24 protein-coding genes and 1 tRNA gene are annotated in these 20432 nt (G+C 46.8%); 14 read left to right on the top strand and 11 right to left on the bottom strand.

Features of this window, described 5'->3' with window-relative positions; all coding sequences use genetic code 11:
• Positions 1 to 232 precede the first annotated feature (232 nt).
• The 4 genes from glgA to QT996_RS26030 all read right to left on the bottom strand — a co-directional run bounded on the left by glgA (position 233) and on the right by QT996_RS26030 (position 2615).
• Entirely contained in the window at positions 233 to 1708 is a 1476-nt protein-coding gene (glgA, locus tag QT996_RS26045) for a glycogen synthase GlgA (RefSeq protein ID WP_333050169.1), read from the bottom strand.
• A 113-nt stretch (positions 1709 to 1821) separates the two neighbouring features.
• A complete protein-coding gene (locus tag QT996_RS26040) occupies positions 1822 to 1995 on the bottom strand; it encodes a hypothetical protein (RefSeq protein ID WP_333050168.1) in 174 nt (57 codons plus the stop codon).
• 20 nt (positions 1996 to 2015) lie between these two features.
• Entirely contained in the window at positions 2016 to 2411 is a 396-nt protein-coding gene (locus tag QT996_RS26035) for a hypothetical protein (protein ID WP_333050166.1), read from the bottom strand.
• 30 nt (positions 2412 to 2441) lie between these two features.
• Complete coding sequence (locus QT996_RS26030) at positions 2442 to 2615, bottom strand: hypothetical protein (protein WP_333050165.1); 174 nt, start codon at positions 2613 to 2615, stop codon at positions 2442 to 2444.
• 309 nt (positions 2616 to 2924) lie between these two features.
• Here QT996_RS26030 and QT996_RS26025 point away from each other — a divergent pair, with 309 nt between their 5' ends.
• Positions 2925 to 4421: a glycosyl hydrolase family 57 gene (locus QT996_RS26025; RefSeq protein WP_333050164.1), complete on the top strand. Its 1497-nt coding sequence runs from the start codon at positions 2925 to 2927 to the stop codon at positions 4419 to 4421.
• A 143-nt stretch (positions 4422 to 4564) separates the two neighbouring features.
• On the opposite strand, the gene QT996_RS26020 is transcribed toward QT996_RS26025, so the two are convergent.
• Both QT996_RS26020 and QT996_RS26015 read right to left on the bottom strand, forming a co-directional pair.
• Positions 4565 to 4864: a hypothetical protein gene (locus tag QT996_RS26020; RefSeq protein WP_333050161.1), complete on the bottom strand. Its 300-nt coding sequence runs from the start codon at positions 4862 to 4864 to the stop codon at positions 4565 to 4567.
• 49 nt (positions 4865 to 4913) lie between these two features.
• On the bottom strand, positions 4914 to 5525 hold the full coding sequence (locus QT996_RS26015; protein WP_333050159.1) for a DNA-3-methyladenine glycosylase: 612 nt from the start codon (positions 5523 to 5525) through the stop codon (positions 4914 to 4916).
• Between the two features lie 17 nt (positions 5526 to 5542).
• Between QT996_RS26015 and QT996_RS26010 the strand changes: the two genes are divergently transcribed.
• A complete protein-coding gene (locus tag QT996_RS26010; protein ID WP_006633228.1) occupies positions 5543 to 5665 on the top strand; it encodes a hypothetical protein in 123 nt (40 codons plus the stop codon).
• Positions 5666 to 5836: 171 nt separating this feature from the next.
• Here QT996_RS26010 and QT996_RS26005 read toward each other — a convergent pair whose 3' ends face one another.
• Positions 5837 to 6355 carry a pentapeptide repeat-containing protein gene (locus QT996_RS26005; protein WP_333050157.1) on the bottom strand — a complete coding sequence of 173 codons (519 nt, stop codon included), beginning with the start codon at positions 6353 to 6355 and terminating at the stop codon, positions 5837 to 5839.
• A gap of 513 nt (positions 6356 to 6868) precedes the next feature.
• Here QT996_RS26005 and QT996_RS26000 point away from each other — a divergent pair.
• Complete coding sequence (locus tag QT996_RS26000; protein ID WP_333050155.1) at positions 6869 to 7372, top strand: hypothetical protein; 504 nt, start codon at positions 6869 to 6871, stop codon at positions 7370 to 7372.
• Between the two features lie 107 nt (positions 7373 to 7479).
• A complete protein-coding gene (locus QT996_RS25995; protein WP_333050152.1) occupies positions 7480 to 7797 on the top strand; it encodes a translation initiation factor in 318 nt (105 codons plus the stop codon).
• A gap of 157 nt (positions 7798 to 7954) precedes the next feature.
• Here QT996_RS25995 and QT996_RS25990 read toward each other — a convergent pair.
• Positions 7955 to 8039, bottom strand: a tRNA-Ser gene (locus QT996_RS25990).
• A gap of 34 nt (positions 8040 to 8073) precedes the next feature.
• A complete protein-coding gene (locus tag QT996_RS25985; RefSeq protein ID WP_333050150.1) occupies positions 8074 to 8991 on the bottom strand; it encodes a TIGR04168 family protein in 918 nt (305 codons plus the stop codon).
• Between the two features lie 211 nt (positions 8992 to 9202).
• On the opposite strand from QT996_RS25985, the gene nadA reads away from it, so the two are divergent.
• The 8 genes from nadA (at position 9203) to QT996_RS25945 (ending at position 15555) form a co-directional block, all read left to right on the top strand.
• On the top strand, positions 9203 to 10171 hold the full coding sequence (gene nadA / locus QT996_RS25980; protein WP_333050148.1) for a quinolinate synthase NadA: 969 nt from the start codon (positions 9203 to 9205) through the stop codon (positions 10169 to 10171).
• A gap of 164 nt (positions 10172 to 10335) precedes the next feature.
• Positions 10336 to 10953 (top strand): TIGR04282 family arsenosugar biosynthesis glycosyltransferase, encoded by a 618-nt coding sequence (locus QT996_RS25975; RefSeq protein WP_333050146.1) that lies wholly within the window; start codon positions 10336 to 10338, stop codon positions 10951 to 10953.
• 327 nt (positions 10954 to 11280) lie between these two features.
• Positions 11281 to 12081 carry a TIGR04283 family arsenosugar biosynthesis glycosyltransferase gene (locus QT996_RS25970; protein WP_445304594.1) on the top strand — a complete coding sequence of 267 codons (801 nt, stop codon included), beginning with the start codon at positions 11281 to 11283 and terminating at the stop codon, positions 12079 to 12081.
• 114 nt (positions 12082 to 12195) lie between these two features.
• Positions 12196 to 12705: a photosystem I reaction center protein subunit XI gene (locus tag QT996_RS25965; RefSeq protein ID WP_333050145.1), complete on the top strand. Its 510-nt coding sequence runs from the start codon at positions 12196 to 12198 to the stop codon at positions 12703 to 12705.
• Between the two features lie 57 nt (positions 12706 to 12762).
• Entirely contained in the window at positions 12763 to 12879 is a 117-nt protein-coding gene (locus QT996_RS25960; protein WP_293127047.1) for a photosystem I reaction center subunit VIII, read from the top strand.
• Positions 12880 to 13216: 337 nt separating this feature from the next.
• On the top strand, positions 13217 to 13771 hold the full coding sequence (locus tag QT996_RS25955) for a hypothetical protein (RefSeq protein ID WP_333050144.1): 555 nt from the start codon (positions 13217 to 13219) through the stop codon (positions 13769 to 13771).
• A 138-nt stretch (positions 13772 to 13909) separates the two neighbouring features.
• Positions 13910 to 14797, top strand: coding sequence for a hypothetical protein (locus QT996_RS25950; RefSeq protein ID WP_333050143.1), 888 nt, complete (start codon positions 13910 to 13912; stop codon positions 14795 to 14797).
• Between the two features lie 185 nt (positions 14798 to 14982).
• The gene (locus QT996_RS25945; protein ID WP_333050140.1) at positions 14983 to 15555 is read left to right on the top strand and encodes a DUF2996 domain-containing protein; all 573 of its coding nucleotides are present in this window, start codon (positions 14983 to 14985) and stop codon (positions 15553 to 15555) included.
• A 166-nt stretch (positions 15556 to 15721) separates the two neighbouring features.
• Here the strand turns inward: QT996_RS25945 and QT996_RS25940 are convergent, their stop codons facing one another.
• Together QT996_RS25940 and QT996_RS25935 are read right to left on the bottom strand one after the other, a co-directional pair.
• Positions 15722 to 16543 carry an alpha/beta fold hydrolase gene (locus QT996_RS25940; protein ID WP_333050138.1) on the bottom strand — a complete coding sequence of 274 codons (822 nt, stop codon included), beginning with the start codon at positions 16541 to 16543 and terminating at the stop codon, positions 15722 to 15724.
• A 73-nt stretch (positions 16544 to 16616) separates the two neighbouring features.
• Positions 16617 to 17342, bottom strand: a complete 726-nt coding sequence (locus tag QT996_RS25935; protein WP_333050136.1) for a lysophospholipid acyltransferase family protein — start codon at positions 17340 to 17342, stop codon at positions 16617 to 16619.
• Between the two features lie 417 nt (positions 17343 to 17759).
• On the opposite strand from QT996_RS25935, the gene QT996_RS25930 reads away from it, so the two are divergent.
• Positions 17760 to 18074 carry a hypothetical protein gene (locus tag QT996_RS25930; protein WP_333050135.1) on the top strand — a complete coding sequence of 105 codons (315 nt, stop codon included), beginning with the start codon at positions 17760 to 17762 and terminating at the stop codon, positions 18072 to 18074.
• 129 nt (positions 18075 to 18203) lie between these two features.
• Complete coding sequence (locus QT996_RS25925; RefSeq protein ID WP_333050134.1) at positions 18204 to 19931, top strand: succinate dehydrogenase/fumarate reductase flavoprotein subunit; 1728 nt, start codon at positions 18204 to 18206, stop codon at positions 19929 to 19931.
• Positions 19932 to 20432 lie beyond the last annotated feature (501 nt).

Raw genomic sequence — 20432 nt, 5'->3', positions numbered from 1 at the left:
ATTAATAATTAAGTGGGGTCGTAAAATCAAAAATAAGGGCAATGCGTGTATCACAGTTTAAATGTGCAACAGCTTAATGCTTTTACGGTCACGTTACCACAAGACCGTAAAAGATGTCAAATGGGTTCTATATCAACTGTTAGAGTTCGCAACCAGGCTCAACAGCTTTCAAGAAGCGGGCTAGCAGTGCACACCCTACAGTTAGTAATTTGCACACTGGACACCCTACTGATTATTTGTGTCGAATTAGCTCGTAAATTTCCACATAGTCTTTAGCTGGATATTTCCAGGAATTGTCACAATTCATGCCTTGAAGCATGAGTTTTTCAAATTCATCATGATAGTCATACCACAATCCGATCGCCCGATCGAGCGCCGACTCTAAAGCTGAGTAGTCGCTTTGGTAAAACACGTAACCGTTGCGCTCTTCCGGGAGGTGGCGGGTGTCGTAATCTCGATCGAACACAGTATTCACCAAACCGCCAACTCCCCGTACCACAGGAACAGTACCGTACCTCAACCCAATCATCTGAGTCAGGCCGCAGGGTTCGTAATTACTGGGAACCACAATCATATCCCCACCCCCGTAAATTAAGTGCGACAATTCCTCATTAAAACCTAGTTCTAAATGGCAGTCTGGATTGTCATTTAAAAAGTATTTTTCGTGCTGGAAATGAGCGTTAATTCCCGCTTCCGTCGCGGAACCCAAAAGGACGAATTGCGCTCCCTTACTCAGAGAGTAATAAATTGCATGGTGGACGAGATGAACGCCTTTTTGGTCGTCCAAACGACCGATAAAGGTAATAATAGGCTTGTCCGCATCGCGCAGGAACAGCCGATCGCGCAAAGCTTTTTTAGTTTTGGCTTTTCCTGCCAAATCATCCTTAGTGTAGTGGTGCGGAATGTAGCCATCACTTTCTGGATTCCAGACATCGTAATCGATGCCGTTGAGCACCCCGCGAAACTTCTCTTGATACAAGTGCAAAGTGTGACCCAAACCGTAGCCGAACTCGCCGAGGTGAGCTTCCCAAGCGTGGTGCGGCGAAACGGTGGTGACAAAGTTCGAGTAAACAATACCACCTTTCATAAAGTTGATAGCAAAAGGGTTAAAGTTATCTCGCAGGCGAGCGTAATCAAAATAATAATCATCTCGATTCAAACCCGTGGCTTGCAAAATATCGCCACCTCCCATGCCTTGATGTTTGAAATTGTGAATGGTATAGCAGACTCGCTGATTTTCCATCCAATTGTATTTGTAAATTTCAAACAGCATGACTGGAACCAAACCAGTTTGCCAATCATGACAGTGAATCACATCGGGACGCTTGTTGCTTCTGAGCAAAAATTCCAAAGCGGCTTTGCTGAAAAATGCAAACCGCATATTGTCGTCATTGCACCCGTAATAACAGCCGCGATTAAAAAAGTTATCTTGAGAGCGAGGTTCGATGAAAAAACACAACTGCCCGTGCACCCAGCCGCACAAGACATCACATAAGATTTCGCCGCCGTACCAGGGTACCGCGAGATCCCGATAAGCCTCGTGAAGTCCCCAAATGTGGTCGTACCTCATGCAGTCGTACTTGGGTAGAATAACCTCGACGCAGTGGCCGGAATTCTCTAACTCTCGACTCAAGCCGTAAACTACGTCGCCTAAACCTCCTGCTTTGATGACGGGGGCACACTCCGAGGCAATTTGTACTATGTACATTTTTTTTCTCGCTCCTGGATGAATCAAAAAATATTTTCTTAACTTGACAAAGTATATGATTTCTAGGCAGATAAGCAAGTCGGCCATTGGGAATACAGGGAAAATACGGGCTGCTAGCGGATGTTGAGACGGATTTGGGCGATCGGACTTTTGCTTAAAATACAGGTACGGACACGGCACTGCCGTGTCCGTAATGTGCCAAAGTGCAATCGATCGCCTGTTTTTCCAGGTTTTGCAACAATCAAACTAACTAATTTGTCAAATCCATTCGTTTTGAGGGATCGCATCTCGTGTCGCTGTCACTAACTCAACCCAAACCCCCAGAATCATTTTCACATATTAATAATTTACCTTTCCCCTGATAAAACCAAACATAATTTTCCCGGCCACCTTTGCCAAAATGACCTAATTTTAGATAATTTTCTTCAATCCCCTTGGTAAATCCTTTAACCAAATCGCAATCAGCTATCAAAGTTTCACCTTGTCTGAGTTCGACAACCTTAGCCGGGGAACTTGTAGCTGCTACAACAGTAGCTTTTTGTTCGCGCAAAGCTGTAACAGCAATTCTCCACCTACCGTCATTAGAAGCAGCCACTTGTCGGAATTTAAGTTTTTTAGCACCGATAACTACATTGTCCGAACAAAACTGAAATATACCGTCATCAAACTCCCACTGCTCCCCATCCAAAAGCTCGATCGGCATATAATGCAGAAAAAGCCCTTTTTGTCTCGGTTATAGTTTCACAGTACCAGTCCCTTGATATACGGGAGCGTTGTAGTCCATTTCCGTTGTCAAAGATACGCACATATCTTTCAAACGGTTATCCGTTTTATAAACACCAGAAGTCAATTTCCCCAGACACCAATGCAGCGCACCTTTTTGAATAATCACTCCTGAATTGTTCAAGTTAATTTCTACTTGCTGAACGAGGAGAATATTCTTAGTGGGATGGTAAAAATTATTGGTTTCAGAATTGATGTTATTTTGGATGTACTACAAATCCGTCGGCTCCAAAACCTTGATTTCGTATTTCATGATTTACCTCGCATATTTACTTGAAATGTGTTAAACATTTGACCCGTGATTTGCGGCTTCCGCGAACCCGGACTTATCTTGTGGAATTTATCTTTTGCAGACATCCTCTGCTACTGTTAAATTATCTAGCTATATTAGCAATAGCAGACAGCGCCCCTCCACAATTGTTGAGAAAAATTTATGCCTGCGATCGCAAAATCTCCCAATTTACCGATTTTACAAGAAATCAACTCAGGATTGCCCAATATTTGCGGCTTTGAAGCAGAAATCAGTGCCGCAGCCAATAGCAACGAACCAATCTTTCTACCTACCACAAATCTGCGCCTGGAAAACATTCAAGCCGGATTCGCCTGCGCCCTGCATATGCACCAACCCACAATTCCTGCGGGTGCAAACGGCGAACTAATCAGCAATCTCCAGCAGATGTTTGAACATCCCAACCAAGGAGATAACCACAACGCCGGAGTCTTTGCTTGGTGCTATTCTCGCATGGGAGAATTCATCCCACAACTAATTGCTGAAGGCTGCAACCCGCGAATTATGCTCGACTATTCGGGCAATTTATTGTGGGGAATGCGCCAAATGGGACGCGACGATATCTTTGATAATCTCAAGCGGATTACCTGCGATCCTAAATATCAACCTCACGTAGAGTGGCTGGGCACAATGTGGAGTCACGCCGTCATTCCCTCAACTCCCATTCCCGATATAAAACTCCAAATTCAAGCGTGGCAACATCATTTTGCGGCCATTTTTGGCATAGATGCCCTGAAGCGCGTTAAAGGTTTTTCGCCCCCTGAAATGCACTTTCCTAATCACCCAGATACACTTTACGAATACATCAAAGCTTTGAAAGAATGCGGCTATCGCTGGTTGATGGTGCAGGAACATTCTGTAGAAAATCCCGAGGGTTCGGGATTGTCACAAGACCAAAAATATATTCCCAACCGTTTGGTGGCCCGAAATTCTCACGGCGAAACAATCAGCATCACGGCTTTGATTAAAACCCAAGGTTCTGATACGAAATTGGTCGGTCAAATGCAGCCTTATTACGAAGCCAAAGGACGCAATAAACAGAAAATTGGCAATGTCACAGTTCCTTCTTTAGTTACTCAGATTGCTGACGGCGAAAATGGCGGCGTGATGATGAATGAATTTCCCAGCGCTTTTGTCAAAGCTTGGCACGAAAACCGCGAACAAGGCGGGGGAAAATCCGGTGTTGTCGGTTTAAACGGCACTGAATATTTGGAGATAATTGAAGCGGCGGGTGTTAATCCTGACGATTATCCTGTTTGTCAGGGGATTAACCAGCACAAAATCTGGCAGCTAGTCGATCCTGATAGTGCGACGCCGGAAAAAGTTGAAAGTGCGATCGCCCAACTCAAGCAAACAGACCATAATTTTCACATGGATGGTGCTTCTTGGACTAACGATTTGAGTTGGGTCAAAGGCTACGAAAATGTCTTGGAACCGATGAATCTACTCAGCGCTGCATTTCACAAAAAATACGACCCGCTGGTTCAACAAGATGCGACCGTTACCAAGCAGTTTGAATACCAGCAAGCTTTGCTTTACAACTTGCTGCTACAAACAAGCTGTTTCCGCTATTGGGGACAGGGAACTTGGACTGATTACGCGCGCGAACTTTACAACCGCGGCGCTGCTTTAATGAAGTAGCAGAATTTATCGTAGGGTGCCCCGGAAACAAACTGTTTGAACAGCGCCAAATATCTGTGCTGAAGCACCCTACAGCTAGAAAGCTTCATGGATAAAGAGAGGACTTTAGTCCTCACTACAAACACGGACTTACCAATTACTGCCTACATTTCCTGCATCAACCGCAAATAGTTTTGCCGCATCTGCGTCATATTTTCCATCATTCTATTAGCCATATCTTTCTCAACATCGCTCATTTGCTGCCAAAATAAAGCCGATCGCCTCGCCATAATTGCCTCTTCCCACAGCATCTCCAAAAGTTGTGCCGCCATTGGGTTTTCAGCATCGATAATCCCACACAATTGCTGGAAAGCCCGGTTTGCTTCGGTGTGACTACCAACATCCTGAGCCAGCGTCAGGCATTTTTTGAGTTGTACGATCGGATTTTCAGAAGAGTAAGCCATAATTTCACGAAGATAAGCGACAAAATTTACACTGATACCTTTGACATTACTAGAGTTTTGACACAGCCGTAGAGTTCCCTACATACCACCGCCAAGGCAAATCAATTCCTTGAGAAATCCCGATCCGCGTAGTTTGCACAAAATTTATTGTACCCTCCTCCACAGCTTGCTGAAAGTTCTCGCTCCGGTGTTCCAACCGCAGCGGTTGGCCTGCACTCAAGGGAAAACCGCTTAAAGTTCGATCGATATCCAGCACCTTACACAGTTTCCCAGGCCCGGCGGCGAGGCGCGATCGCTTCTTATCGGGAATTCCAGCGAATTGTTGGGGAACCGCATCTAGCTGCAAAGCTCGAATCAGCACAGCACTAGCAACTCCCTCTGCATCCGTCACCACGTTAAAACAGTGATACATCCCGTAGATTAAGTAAACGTAGCTCATACCCGGAGGCCCGAACATCACCTCATTGCGAGGAGTTCGCAGCCGATAAGCGTGACAAGCGGGATCTCCTGGACCGTAAGCTTCGGTTTCGACAATAATTCCCCGAATCGTCTCGCCATCCGGAAACTGCCGCACCAGCGAGCATCCCAGCAAATCTGGCGCTACGCTGGTAGATGGTCGCGCCAGCCAAAAAGATTCTACAATCTGAGTATTTGCACTCACTCAACAACAGGTAAATTATGGACGTTAAGTTAGTTTTAGCAGTCTTGACAGCAGTTTTCACCGTTTGCTGTCTGTTCTTTGGTACAAAAAACGGATTCTACGATACTGACAAGTATCACGGTAACGGTTCTGCTCACTAATTTTAGGTGGCTGTTAGTTACTTAAAAAAACCGCTGTCTGTTTTTCAGACGGCGGTTTTTTTAAGCAACCACAGAGGCCACAGAGGACACAGAGAAAGAGAAAAGAGAGAGCAGAAAGAATGAAAAGAAGTTGACAAATGAGGAAACAGCAGATTGCTGTCTTTGCTGCAATTAAGGATGAATTGTGCCATCGGGCATTTTAGCTTCTTGCAAGCTAGCATTCGAGAAGTCAGCGCATCCCATGAGGTTGAAACGCATTGTCGCTCCTCGATCCGTTGCTTTCATATTGAAACCAACTAATGCCTTTTCTGGATTGTTCTGTTCTGGAACAGCGAGGACATTAAAATCCATATTTGCTTCTTTTTCATTCGCATCAAGGTTGAAAGTGATGCCGGCACAGCCCAAGTCAGATCCCGTCAGGTTGGCTCTATTTAAGTTGGCATTTTTGAGGTTGGCATTGGTCAACTTAGCTCCTGATAAGTTAGCACCTTCTAGATTAGCTCCCTGCAAGTTGACTCCTTGCAAGTCTAATCCTTTTAGGTTGGCATTGCTGAAATTGCATTCGGGACACTGTTTGGTTTGCAGCAATTCCTTGACTTGGTTTTGTTGATTTGAAAAAATTAGATATTTTACCGCAGTAAATACAACTGCGATGGACAATCCAGCAGTAAATAAATTATTTAATTTCATACATATCCGAAAAGCTTCGGGGGCTTTCTGTCGCGGTTAATAGATTTCTACAATAGTGCGATCGACCTCTCCAGAATTCCCACGAAAAAATTGCAGGCATCTCCGACAAGCAGTCCGGCGCAATTAAACACCGCCAGACTTATACATCCCGCCTCCTTTCTGTCGCCAGTGCAGCTTTGAGCTTCGGACTCGTGCCGTCCGTCTGCTTAACTTTGCTTTGAGCAGTCCACAAACGGAATTTATTGTTACACGAAGGCGCGCATTGGCATATACCTGCGGACTGAAATAAAAGAAACTTTATTTATATCCCTGGAAAGAGGAAATTTTCGAGAGACTGGAGGATAATTAATATACATAAGTCATACTGTAGCTGCGCTGTTAAGTTCTCAGCAACTACTTTTTTGTCAAAATTGCTTTGAGAAATTAATTTACTTACAACACTGTTGGCAGCAGCTCAGGTTCCTCAACCTCGCCAGAACACACCACCTATAATCCCGACAATTCGGAGCGGCAATGAACACAATCAAATCCGAACCCAAAAGATCGCGCTTCATGGCTCTGCTGCTGACAACGCTGCTGACCTTTCCGTTTATGAGTGCTTGCGGTTCTAGTCAGGAAAGTTCCGCTCCCCCGCCTCCTGTTGACAACACTCGGGCTGGACGAGTGCAAACTAATCCGGGTTCCGCTCCTAGGCCACAAGCGAAAAAAGGACTGAGCAATGCTCAAAAAGTAGGGATTACATTAGTCGGAGCAGCCGCCCTTTACTACCTCTACCGCCAGCACCAAAACAAGCAAGATAAGGGGCCGCAGGGAAAATATTACCTTTCCAAAAATGGTCGCGTTTACTACCGCGATGCCCAGAATCGCCCTCACTGGGTAACGCCCCCGCCTGAAGGAATTAAAGTTCCCGAGTCCGAAGCAGCGCGTTACCGCGAATTCCAGGGGTACAATAACCAAAATACCGGTCGTGACCTCACAGGCTTGCCGGAAGCTACAGCTCCAGTTCCGGCACAGTAGCCTAACCATTTGAGATTTTAGATTACCGATTGGAGATTTTCCCTTAAATCTGGGATTCTTAATCTAAAACAGCAGTTTTTCACCAAATAAAAAAGAGGAACTTTATCATGGTAGACGGATTTTTTCGGAAGTTAAAAGATGCGATCGTCGGGCCAGACAGCGAGCAAGTCGATCCTGACGGCAATTACGAAGATCCCTCAAATCCCGGACAGTATGGCAACGCGCGTCCGGCCAGCGAAGACCCCTACGGCGACCCGGCAGACTACGCGGATGCCGGACAGTTCGGCAACGTGACCCCGGCCAGCGAAGACCCCTACGGCGACCCGGCAGACTCGTACGTAGCGGATGCGGGACAGTTCGGCAACGTGACCCCGGCCAGCGAAGACCCCTACGGCGACCCAGCGGATGAGGAAGGGTTTAGTTAAGTCAGTTGGCTAGACCAATTATCTGGTAAGCAACAGCACCCCTGCGGGGGTGTTTTTTTGTTGGGAAATACCACGAGTGAGCCAAATATGAGCGGAAAAGGGAACTATTGAGGGGATAGTGAATCTGAAACCCTTAACGAACCAGAGAATTGTTAAACGGAGAGGGTGGGATTTGAACCCACGGAACCTTGCGGTTCACCTGATTTCAAGTCAGGCGCATTCGACCACTCTGCCACCTCTCCCGGCGCATAAATTTTATCATACCAGCAATTGTCTCTAACTACAAATAGTCGCAGATTCTGTGCGCCGATAAAGAATTTGTTCTCTTTCTACCCCGAAATCTTGCCCTACCCATACCAGAGATACTTCCGACACCGAGCCATTTTCCAGCAGGACGATCGAGAAATTCCGCAGTTTCGAGCACTCTTTCTCCACAATTCGCGGTACGCTGGCCGCATTCAAATACACCGTACCCTCCGCACTCACCTCCAGCGACTTCCGCAACTCGTGCTTCGTGTGCCGCAGTTTGTGGTGCATATGACCAAAAGTTACCAGAGGTATGTGCTTCCCAGAACTCCGAGTTCGATCGATCGCCTCCGCAAAATCCGGGTCGCCCCAATCCCCTCCCAGCGGCTTCCAATCTCGCCCGCAGGGGTCTTCAGGAGCCTCTCCCAACCCCGTCGGGCCCGTGTGACCCAAAAAAATCACATTTTCGCAATCGGCCTCCGCCGCAGCCGCTGCTATGCGTCGCGCCGACTCCTCAAAACTTTCTACCCCAAACCATTCCGAGTAAAAATCCGCGTACTTCCACTCCGATCCCCCCCAAGTAAACGGGCGGCTTCCCACGACAGTTACGCCCAATTCTGGAAAATCCCGTTTCCCGTAACCGACGTGAGCTTCTCCCATTAAATCTAACTGCTGTTTTACCCAATTTTCTTGAGTTCGATCGTAAGGGCACTGACTGCGGCCCCACTCTGTCGCGGTGTACCAAGCGTCGTGGTTCCCAAACACCGCTGCTTTCGGAATGTCCAATTGGGCGATCGCCCGCACCACCTCCACCGACTCATTGCCAAAATCCCCGACAAACAGCACCAAATCAACGCCCAGATGCTTCAGGGCCTCGCCGTCTTCCGGTTCCCAGCGATCGTGAACGTCCCCCACCACCGCAATTTTGATAGATTTAGCTTTATTCATGTGATTTGTTATGTGCGATCGATCCCTAGCCCCTTCTTACTCAGCATAAGAAACAGCGACCAATTTTTGCACTCTCCCGCAGCATATTTTGGATTTTAGATTTTAAATTTTAGATTGGCTCCACGGAACAGCCAGCACTTTTTGGTGAATTCAACTATAATTCAAAATACACTTTAGCTCTCTTCGCCACCTTCCCCGGAATATTCTAACTGTGTTTACCACCGCACCTGCTCCGAACTTTACTCAAACCCGACTGCCCAACGACTTGTTTGCAGCTATTAACGCCCTCAAACAAGAGTTAAACGCCGTCATTCTCGCCCACTATTACCAAGACTCGGACATTCAAGACATCGCAGACTTCATTGGCGACTCCCTAGAACTTGCCCGCAAAGCCGCCAACACCAGCGCCGATGTGATAGTTTTTGCCGGAGTTCATTTCATGGCCGAAACCGCAAAAATTCTCAATCCAGACAAATTAGTATTGTTGCCAGACTTAAATGCTGGGTGTTCCCTCGCCGACAGTTGCCCTCCCGAAGCCTTTGCAGCTTTCAAAGCCGATCGACCAGGACATTTAGTAATTTCCTACATTAATTGTACCGCCGCAATTAAGGCAATGAGCGATATAATTTGCACCAGTTCTAACGCTGTTAAAATTGTTAACCAAATTCCCGAAAATCAGCCGATAATTTTTGGGCCCGATCGCAATCTCGGCCGATACGTCATGGAACAAACAGGTAGAAACATGGAGATTTGGCAAGGAGCCTGCATCGTCCACGAAAACTTCTCAGAAAAAAAGATAGTTCAACTCAAAATCGAAAATCCCGAAGCGGAAATAATTGCCCACCCAGAATGCGAACCTCCCGTGCTGCAGCACGCCAATTACATCGGCTCTACCACTGCTTTGCTCAAATATTCTCAAGCTAGTTCCAGCCAAGCTTTTATTGTCGCGACTGAACCGGGAATCATTCACCAAATGCAAAAGCAAGCTCCGCACAAACGCTTTATTCCCGCTCCTTCAACCAATAATAACTGCGCTTGCAACGAATGCCCGCACATGAGATTAAATACCTTGGAAAAATTGTATCTCTCGCTAAAAAATCAAACCCCTGAAATTACCATGCCCCTAGATATTCAACTAGCCGCTTTGCAGCCCATCCAGCGAATGCTAGAAATGAGCTAACCGCTGGCTACTTTTAAGTAAATACATTGTAGGCTGGGTTCGGCGCGGCGATTAAATTAAGTCATTGCCTAACCCACCACCATTAATCGATAATTCGTGAAGCAGTGGTTAACTCTTTCTCCTCCTCAGCACTTCATTCCTTTAAAACTTATCACCAATAAATAATGATGCCAGAAAAACTGATTGTTTTCACTCGCTATCCCGAACCGGGAACAACCAAAACTCGACTTATTCCGGTACTGGGAAAAACAGGTGCTGCCAACCTTCACCGCTTGATGGCCCAACGGACGATCGCGTGCGCTCTCTCTCTGCAAAAATCCCGCCAATTATCGGTAGAAGTTCACCGAGCCGGCGGCAGCAAACAACTGATGGAAGAGTGGTTGGGAAATGAGATTATTTTTCAAAATCAAAGAGACGGTGATTTGGGCGCAAGAATGACAGCAGCATTTCAAAACTCTTTTAATTCCGGGGTTGAGAAAACTGCAATTATCGGCACTGATTGCCCTGGTTTGAAAGCAGAAATCATGGCACAAGCTTTTGAGGAATTGAGCCAGCACGATTTAGTTTTGGGCCCGGCAAAAGACGGAGGTTATTATCTGATCGGGCTACGGCGATTGATACCGGAATTATTCGGTGGAATTCACTGGGGAACCAGTCAAGTATTGGCTGGTACGCGGGCTATCGCCCAAAAGCTCGACCTCAATATTGCTTATCTTCCAACTCTTGCAGATATTGATCGACCCGAAGACCTCCTCGGTTTAGATATTAATATATTGAAATAACTAAACTCTATTTAATCTATTTAAAATATTAGCAATTATCATATTTAATTAGATAAAACTACTTGATTCTGAAACCAGAAGGTCATAATATAGTAATTGTATTTGTCTAACCAAATGCTGAATCTCAGTAGCAGTTAGACAGCGCTTGGGACAATAGTCCCAGGCGCGAGAAGCAGCGGAAAATTACCAACTAAATTAGCAACTAACAGATCAGCTTTGTACAAAACCCGCCCTGCCACAGGAAAGCCCAATGTAGGCGCGGGCCCGGTGTAAAAAATGAGCAACTAAGAGCTTGTTTTTTACAAAACTCTCCCACGTTAAGGCCAAATGTACGGGGGCTCCTGGGGTCAGAAATCGGCAAAATCAGCTTTGGACAAAACTCGCTCTCTCTCATGGGCTGCTTATTTCTGTATGTCGCCAGAAAATCCCTATCTCAAAATTTCCATTATCATTCCAGTCTTAAACGAAGCACCTACAATTGCCCGAGTCATCTCCACCGCCCTTGAGGCCAAAAATGTGGAAATAATTGTCGCCGACGGCGGCAGCAGCGACGGTACTACAGATATAGCAAAATCTTTTGGCGTCAGAGTTCTCTCCACCGCCCCAGGCCGTGCCACCCAAATGAATGCAGGTGCTGCTGCTGCTACTGGAGATATCCTACTGTTTCTCCACGCAGACACTCTTTTGCCTCTCGGGTACGACTCAAGCGCGCGTCGGGTACTAGCTAACCCCTCCGCAGTCGCGGGGGCCTTTGAACTCAAGATTGACGCCCCCAGGCTCAGCCTCCGGCTGGTAGAGAGAGGGGTAAACTGGCGATCGAACTTTTTGCAAATGCCCTACGGCGACCAAGCTATTTTCCTCCACGCAGCTACCTTTGAGAAAATCGGCGGTTTTCCCGACTTGGCCCTCATGGAAGACTTTGAATTCGTGCGCCGATTGAAAAAACAAGGCCGCATCGAAATAGTACCCCAGCCAGTGCTGACATCCGCCCGTCGCTGGCAGCAGCTTGGGGTGATCGAAACCACCGCCATTAATCAAATAGTAATCATCGCTTATTTCCTGGGAGTGTCGCCCGATCGACTCGCTTTCTGGTATAAGAGGCAAAAGAAAAATTCTTCCAAAAACTAAAGAATAGTGAACTTTTCTAAAGCTCGCCGTTAATTATGTAAATAGGAAACACGTCCCTGCGTAAAATATGACTTGAACGCCTCAACTTTATTAAACTGCGAGGACAAACAGAATATGGCCGATCCCAGAGATGCAGAGCTTATTAAACCCTTTAACGGCGACCCCTTCACGGGTCATCTAGCAACTCCCATCAGTGCTTCTGATTTCACAAAAGCATTCATTGGGAACTTGCCCGCTTACCGCAAAGGACTCTCGCCCCTAATTCGAGGCCTAGAAATTGGTTTGGCACACGGCTATTTCCTTGTCGGCCCCCAAATCGTCTTCGGACCCCTGCGGGATTATCCAGAAGCAGCTAATCTCGGCGGATTATATACAGCCCTCGTCTTAGTTCTGCTTGGCACACTAGGTATGTCTGCTTACGGTTTAGTCTCTTTCAAACAAGACAACACCAGCTACCCTAGCGCTAATCCCATGACCCCTGATGCCCTCAGAAATGCTGAAGGGTGGAGCCAGTTTACCGGTGGTTTCTTCATTGGCGGGATGGGCGGCGTCTTTGTTGCCTACTTCTTACTCGAAAACTTTAACGGCATCGATGCCATTTTCCGGGGTTTAGTCAACAATTAGGCTTCACTCCCAAATATCCCTGTTGGAACACACTAACTTTAGTTTGGAGAATTTGATATGACAGGTTCCTACGCTGCTTCTTTCTTGCCTTGGATTTTGATTCCGCTAATTACCTGGCTGATGCCGGTTGTGGTAATGGGTTTGTTGTTTATCTACATTGAAAGCGACGCCTGAGCCTTACCCCTAAAGTAAGAGCTAAGTTGGAAAGCCGAAGTAAGACAATTGACGAATAATTGCTCTGAAATTTCTAGATAAATCTAGGGAAAATCAGCAAAAATTGTTTTGAGATTGCTGGCTATCAGAAAACTTAGTTTCTTTACGCCCATCTCCAGAATTTATCTGTAGAGCAATCTTTCAGTTTTCTTCCTTCTGAACTCGTAATTGCAAAAAAATCCTCTGTCGGCAGACAGAGGATTTTTTTGCCAATAAGACAAATCATCCGCTCAGAGCACACAAATTGCCAAATTCTGAGCCACAATTGTTATGGAAACCTACTAATGAGGAGACAGCGATGCAATTTTTCCCAGCACGCCGCATCTTAGCTCCATTCCTGATCTCGGTACTGCTGTTAGTGACGGCCTGCAGTCAAACCCAAGCCCCCTCCCGCTGGGACAAAGCCCAGGTGGAAAGCACCCAAAAACCTGGTAAAGCCAAGCAGACAACTGCTGATAAATCAAGTGCTAGTAATCAAAACCTTCCCAAGAAGGCAGTTGCAGGCGGTAAGTTAAATAAATACTTCCCGGCTTCGGGCGGTGGATTTGATCGCGTTTTTGCTCAAGAAAAATCCGGTTTTGCTGAAGCTAAGCTGAACAAAGGCGGTAAAAATGTCGCAGTTCTCTCGATTAACGACATCGCCGGCAACCCCAGCGCAGGTGCAAAATTCCAGCAAAGTACCAAGCAAATCAGCGGCTATCCCGCTGTTAATCAGGGTGCTAATATCACTGCTGTTTTAGTGGCAAATCGCTATCAGGTGAAAGTTCAATCCCGCAATCCCTCTTTTACCGCTAGCGAGCGCGAAGCTTGGCTGTCAAAATTTAACCTCGGCGGTCTCGCACGCCTCAAGTAGCAATCTCTTTTGTCACACTCCGCGCCCGACTCCAGTCTGGCGCTATTAGAATTAAGTCTGCAAGAATGAGACTGTGAAGTTCTTGGCATCTGCCAAAAGTAATACCTTTGATTCCAGTTCCAGCAAAAGGAGTTTTTTGTGAGCAAAACAGTCTTTGAATTAGTCGATCAACTGCCTCAAGACAATATGACTGTCAAAGCCCTGCGAGCGCTTGACTTTGTGGTTCCCGGTGAGTGGAACAATTTAGTTGGCTTTGAAAATACCATTCGCACCGTTACTGGCGAAACTGACGAAGAACTGATTCAGCAAATTGGCGATCGCGCCATCTACCTCTACAACGATAAATCTGAGGGCTACCAGCGCGCTCTCTGGCTCTACCAAACTATTGACAATGCGGACAAGGCTTTGGGTAGTGCCGCCCTCGCTAACAAAGTCTCCCAAAATGTGCCGTTTTTATCGATGCTCGGCAATCTCACCCCCAAGCCCGAAAAAGCTCAGACGATCGACCTTTCTTTGAAGTTAGTCGTTGAGTTACTAGCTTTTTGCCAAATTAACGGCCTTCCAGGCGACAGCATTGGCGATTTTGCTGCTTCCTTGGGCGACTACGGCGGCGAATCCCTGATGCGGATGGCTGCTTTGGTTTGTTTTGACGGTTTGATTCCCCTGGGCCCGGACTTTATCATGGCAACTCAGTCTTGGATTCAAAAGCTCTCCCCGAACGATTTGCAAGATAATCAGGCATTTAAGTCGATCGGTGGCATGATTCCAGGGGGCTCTCCCGCTGGCCAACTCGGCTTTATCGGCGAAAGCTTTAACTCGGTTTCTGGCTGGATGAGCTCTTTTGTGAGCGATCGAGGTTTGACTCCCCAAAACGTACTTGGCCACTTGCAGAGTTTTGTGGAAATTTCTGCTGACAAGGTGGACTACGTGGGCGCATTCCTCGACATGACTACCAACTACTACGAACACACCGGTATTCAAACTCTCGCCCGCCGTTTGATTGAACGAGCTGTCGCTGAGATTTAGAATAACCAAAGGAGTTGTGATATTGGCGGGCGATCGCCCTCTGAGAGTGTTTTGAGTTCAAATTTTTTTGACTAGCCATTTTCTCAGGTTGGTTTTCGCTCAAAAGTGTCCGCGATCAAAAAAGTCGATCGCCCGCATCTGCACTCACAACTCCTTTTACCGATCACTTTTAAAAGGAAGCGTTAATGCCAGAAGAACCCCAAAATCCTACTGCTGGAGAATCGGAAACTCCCAGTGCTTCGATCGAGAATGCCCCGAGTTCCGACGTACCCGAGACAAGCGACTTTCCCAGCACTGACAAGCCTCAGCCGGCTGCTAAAAAGCCCCCAGCTAAGGCCGAAGGCGACAATCCCCCAGCTAAAGCTAAAAAGGAAAAAGCACCTGCTGTTGAAGACAAGCCATTTGCGGAATTTATTCAACAAGATTATTTGCCGGCTTTGCAAACTGCTTTGACTAAGCAGGGCGTTAAGGATTTAGAGGTGAGTTTGGCAAAGCAAAAACTCCCCATTGCCGGCATGAGCTCCGCCGGCGATTGCTGGCAAGTAATTGGTAAATTTCAAGAAGGTCAGCGCCAATTTAACCTGTATTTTCCTCAAGAAAATATTCAAAGTCAAAGGGCGTTTTCCTGCGCTGAAAATAATACCAAAACTAGCACTTTAGAGCCTTTTTTGATAGATGAGCGTAAGGTGACACTAGACCTCATGGTGTTTGGCATCGTCCAGCGACTTAACGCTCAAAAATGGCTAAATCTTAATTAGTCAGTAGTCAGTAGTCATTAGTCATTAGTTATTAGTCCTTAGTGGCTTGTCTTCAGGGACTTACTAATGAGTGTCAGGGCGGGTTAATAGTAATATAAACTTTACCCCTCGCCCAATCTCTAATTTTGCCCTGACTGACTCAGAAGTGAGAAATCATAGCTAATGACTAATGACTATTGACTAATGACAGATTTTCTTCGGATTTTGTCAAAAAATTGCGAGCTTGCATAATCCCGTAAAGGTCAACATCTGTTTCTAACAAACAAGCATGACCGCTGTTAGCCAGCACCACCATTTGAGCCTTGGGAATTACCTTGACTAAAAGCTTCGCTTCTACTAGGGAAGGCAGCAGCCTATCGGCACCGCTAGCAATTACTAGCGTCGGCTGTTTGATGTCACGCAACTGATTTTCGTCAACATTAAACGATCGCACTAACGCCAATCTCCACACAGAGGTGTTTTGCGGTACTGCTTGCATCGCTTCTAGCAAAGCGCGGCGATCGTCGCGCCCAATCTTTCCTAATGATGCTAATATCGGCAATAAACCGATTACCGACAGCGGATAAAGGTTGGCCGGCAGCCACTGAGTCAGGTACGATCCCCACTGCACCCAAGGCTGCTGTCGAAACGAAGAAGCTGGATTGACTAAGATTAATCGATCGCACAATTGAGGAGCTTCTAAAACAGTTTTCATCGCTAAACAGCCCCCAAATGACTCGCCGCACAGATAAATCGGCCGCTTCGGCTTTCCGGCTTGCTTTTCTGCTTCAATTAACGCAATTGTTTCGCTAACCAGTACCTCCCAACTAGCCATGTCGTCAGCCGGTACAGTTAAGCAGCGAATGTCGAAATCATTTGCTAATTTAGAAATTTGGGGCCGCAGCAGCAAACCACTGCCATCCATACCGGGAAGAAATACAAATAAAGGGCGCTCGGGTTTCGGCGGTTTGGGGGTTAGGAAACGAACCTTGTTGTTAGCATTTGCCATGATTCAAATCAATCGATTTTAGATTAAAGAATTGGAAATCTGACACCAGCCAACAGTCAACAAACTTACAAACTTACAAACAACCTCGTTGGAGTAATTCTGCAATCTCTCCCTGACAGTGGTCTGTGAGTTCAGCAACGACTGCTTTGGCTTTTTTGCCTCGATATTGCTGCTGTCTCTCGACAGTAATCCAGTAAGGCCGGCCGATTAAAACATTAACTCGCTGATAAATTATCACAGGATGCCACCCCGATCGATCGAACAGCGGTTCCGAAGGATCAAAAAAACTCAACAACTTGAGCGGTACACCCGATCGTACCGACTTTTCCTCAAAAGAACTAATCGCCACAGGCAAAACTGCCAAATCCCGCACCGGAGCCCGGAAAGCCAAATGAGCAAATCCCCGCTGAAACTGCCCCACAGTATTCGGCTGAGTAAAATTTACCATCGGTTCTGCACCCTCTGGAAACACCCCCACCATCGCCCCGCCTTGCAGCAGGGCCGTCGCTTGAGAGAAAAAATGCTGCTGTCGGTGCTCCGGTGCTTCCAAGGGGAAAGCGCCGAAAGTCGTGACCACTTCCCTCATCACCGGAACTTGACCCATGTAATGATGACAAGCAAAGCGGATCGATCGACCCAAAGCCGCTGTTAGCAGCACAGGATCTAAGAAACTGCGGTGATTGCTCACCACCAGGACCGGACTCTCTTGGGGAATCCGGTCTTCGCGGTACACAAAGGTCTGCGTTCCCAAACTAGCCAGGAAACAGCGCGAAATCAGCAATTTGCTCTCTGAAGACATGGGCCAAAAGACAGGTGGGACGCGATAAATGTTGATTCTATTCCCATGCAGCTTAACATTACTTTACTAAGTTGGGGCTCCCTCAAAAAGTAGACTTTCCGCTTATGCCTTTGTTTCGTAATCTTGGAGGCACGGGTGGCCATCACCTTGGTTTTTTGGCGCGTTTACTTCTAGTCAGCCTGCCAAAACCCTAAAAAACCGGGTTTCTAGGCGTTGGAGTGCGAGCGCGAACTGTTTGGGCCGAATTTCCCAGTCAGAAGCAAAAATTTATCAAGTGTTGTGGCAACTTATTAAAGAATGTTTACAACAACCCCAAAACCTAGTTGCGACAGCTAAACTTAGAAATTTACAGTCGGCATTGACGCACTGTCAAAGTATTTTTGGACAAGTCGTAATAGCAATCTCGCGAGGCATCAAATGAATAACATCCAAAACTATCGCCTTAAATGTACCCTCACCTTTGGCGACATTTACGGTCAAATCATTGTTTGGCTGATAGTCATCTTCCTAAGTCTAGCGTCGGCACTGGCCTTGTGGAGTAGCGCCCGCCAAATTTACGCCTTGGCTACCGTCGGCTTGATTTTAGTGCTGTCTCTGCCCTTCTTGCTGTTTGCTTTCGTTACAACTCTGCTAAATAACATTGAAGTGCTTGCCGTAGAGCCCGGCACGGAAACTCAACCTTCTGCAACGGGAAATCAGTCCAATCAGCAGTCTGTCGAAAGCGCCGGCTAGTCCAATTTAAAATTTTAACTTTTGATTTTCCATTCAAATCAAAAGTTAAAAAACTTCCTGCTCTTTTGGTAGGAAGTTTTTTTTTGCGTCACCATAAGTTGAGCAGAACACTCAAAATAATTAAAAAAAATGCTAGAACACGACGTAATCATTGTAGGCGGCGGTTTAGCAGGTTGCCGCGCCGCAGTAGAAATTGCCCGGACTGACCCGAGTTTAAAGGTAGCTGTAGTTGCCAAAACTCACCCAATTCGATCGCACTCCGTCGCAGCCCAAGGTGGCATGGCCTCCAGCCTCCAAAATGTCGATCCCGAAGACAGTTGGAAAGCCCACGCCTTCGACACAGTAAAAGGTTCAGACTATTTAGCTGACCAAGACGCGGTAGAAATCCTCACCCGCGAAGCACCCGGTGTAGTCATAGATTTAGAACACATGGGAGTCCTCTTCTCCCGCCTCCCAGACGGCAGAATTGCCCAGCGCGCTTTTGGCGGACATTCCCACCGCCGCACCTGCTACGCCGCCGACAAAACCGGCCACGCCATCCTCCACGAATTAGTCAATAATCTGCGCCGCTGCGGAGTTCACATCTATCAGGAGTGGTATGTCACGCGCCTGATTTTGGAAGAAGGCCAAGCCAAAGGGGTAGTTATGTACCGCCTGCTAGACGGTCAAATTGAGGTTGTCCGTGCTAAGGCGGTGATGTTTGCTACGGGGGGTTACGGCCGAGTTTACAATACCACATCGAACGATTACGCCTCGACGGGAGACGGTTTGGCGATGACAGCTTTAGCGGGATTGCCGCTGGAAGATATGGAATTCGTACAGTTTCACCCGACGGGTTTGTATCCCGTGGGAGTGTTGATTTCGGAGGCTGTGCGGGGCGAAGGCGCTTATTTGATTAATTCAGAGGGCGATCGATTTATGGCGAATTATGCCCCGTCGCGGATGGAATTAGCGCCCAGAGATATCACCTCGCGGTCAATTTCCATAGAAATTCGCGCCGGCCGAGGAATTAATGTTGATGGTAGTGCCGGCGGTCCCTTTATCTACCTCGATTTGCGGCACATGGGACGCGAAAAAATTATGAGCAAAATTCCTTTTGCTTGGGAAGAAGCCCACCGTTTGTTAGGAATTGATGCCGTAAATCAGCCGATGCCCGTGCGCCCTACGGTTCACTATTCAATGGGGGGAATTCCTACTAATGTTAGCGGGCAAGTTCGCAGCAGTCCTGACAGTTTGGTAGACGGTTTCTTTGCAGCGGGCGAAGCAGCTTGCGTGTCGGTTCACGGCGCCAACCGTTTGGGCAGCAATTCGCTTTTAGAATGCGTTGTTTACGGCAAAGTTACTGGGGCAACTATAGCACAATTCGTACAAAACCGCAAGTTACCTGCTGTAGACGAACAGCGTTATATTAAGGAAGCAAAAGAGCAAATTCAGGCACTTTTAGAACGTCCTGGAAAATACCGCATCAATCAAGTGCGACAACAGTATCAAGATACTATGACTGAGTATTGTGGTGTATTTCGTAGCGCCGAATTGATGCAGGAAGGTTTAAATAAATTGGACGATTTAGAGCGAAAATATGAGGAGGTTTACTTAGACGATAAAGGCAAGTTGTGGAATACGGAAGTTGTCGAAGCTTTGGAGTTGCGGAGTTTAATAATTGTTGGAAAAATGATTTTAACTTCTGCTTTGAACCGGCAGGAAAGTCGGGGAGCTCATTCGCGGGAAGATTTTACTGAGCGCGATGATGGGAATTTTTTGAAGCATACGCTGGCGTATTATTCGCCTGCGGGGATTGATTTGGCTTATATGCCGGTGGCGATTACGATGTTTGAGCCACAGGAGAGGAAGTATTAATTTGTAGGTGGGCAATGCCAGCCCTGTTAAGGTTGTGAAGAAATCCCTAAAACACTTAAAATTGCCTAGGGGGCGATCGTTAAATCTGATTCTTTTAAAAGGCGATCAGTAATAAACCTGGTTTATTGCCGATCGCCACCGCCTAGAATAACGCAAATCAGTCGATCGCACCTTGACTGGGCTGGCTGGCAATGCGTACCTTACCAATTGAGAGGAAATTCGGCAATCTTTAGTCTCTTCTACCACTTTTAGTTATCTTGCGCTATAATTATGTCAGATACGACATATTTGTAAACTTTATGACTAGACTACTTAATTTATGGAATCCCAAGGCGAGAACAAAGATGTTGTTTGGCTCATCAGAGGCTCCGTAAAAACTCCCCCTTTTTCCGCCTCAGCGCGAATTGAGGCAGGGATTTTATTAACTGTAGTTTAGACTAACTAAAGATGAGAACGGTGGTCCAAGAAAAACTAGAGCCACCGTTAAGGAGAGAATGAGGG

Origin of the sequence: Microcoleus sp. S13C4 (genome assembly GCF_036700865.1) — a bacterium.
Taxonomy (GTDB): Bacteria; Cyanobacteriota; Cyanobacteriia; order Cyanobacteriales; family Microcoleaceae; genus Microcoleus.
The sequence above is the reverse complement of the archived record's forward strand: the minus strand, read 5'-3'. Positions and strand labels throughout refer to the sequence as shown.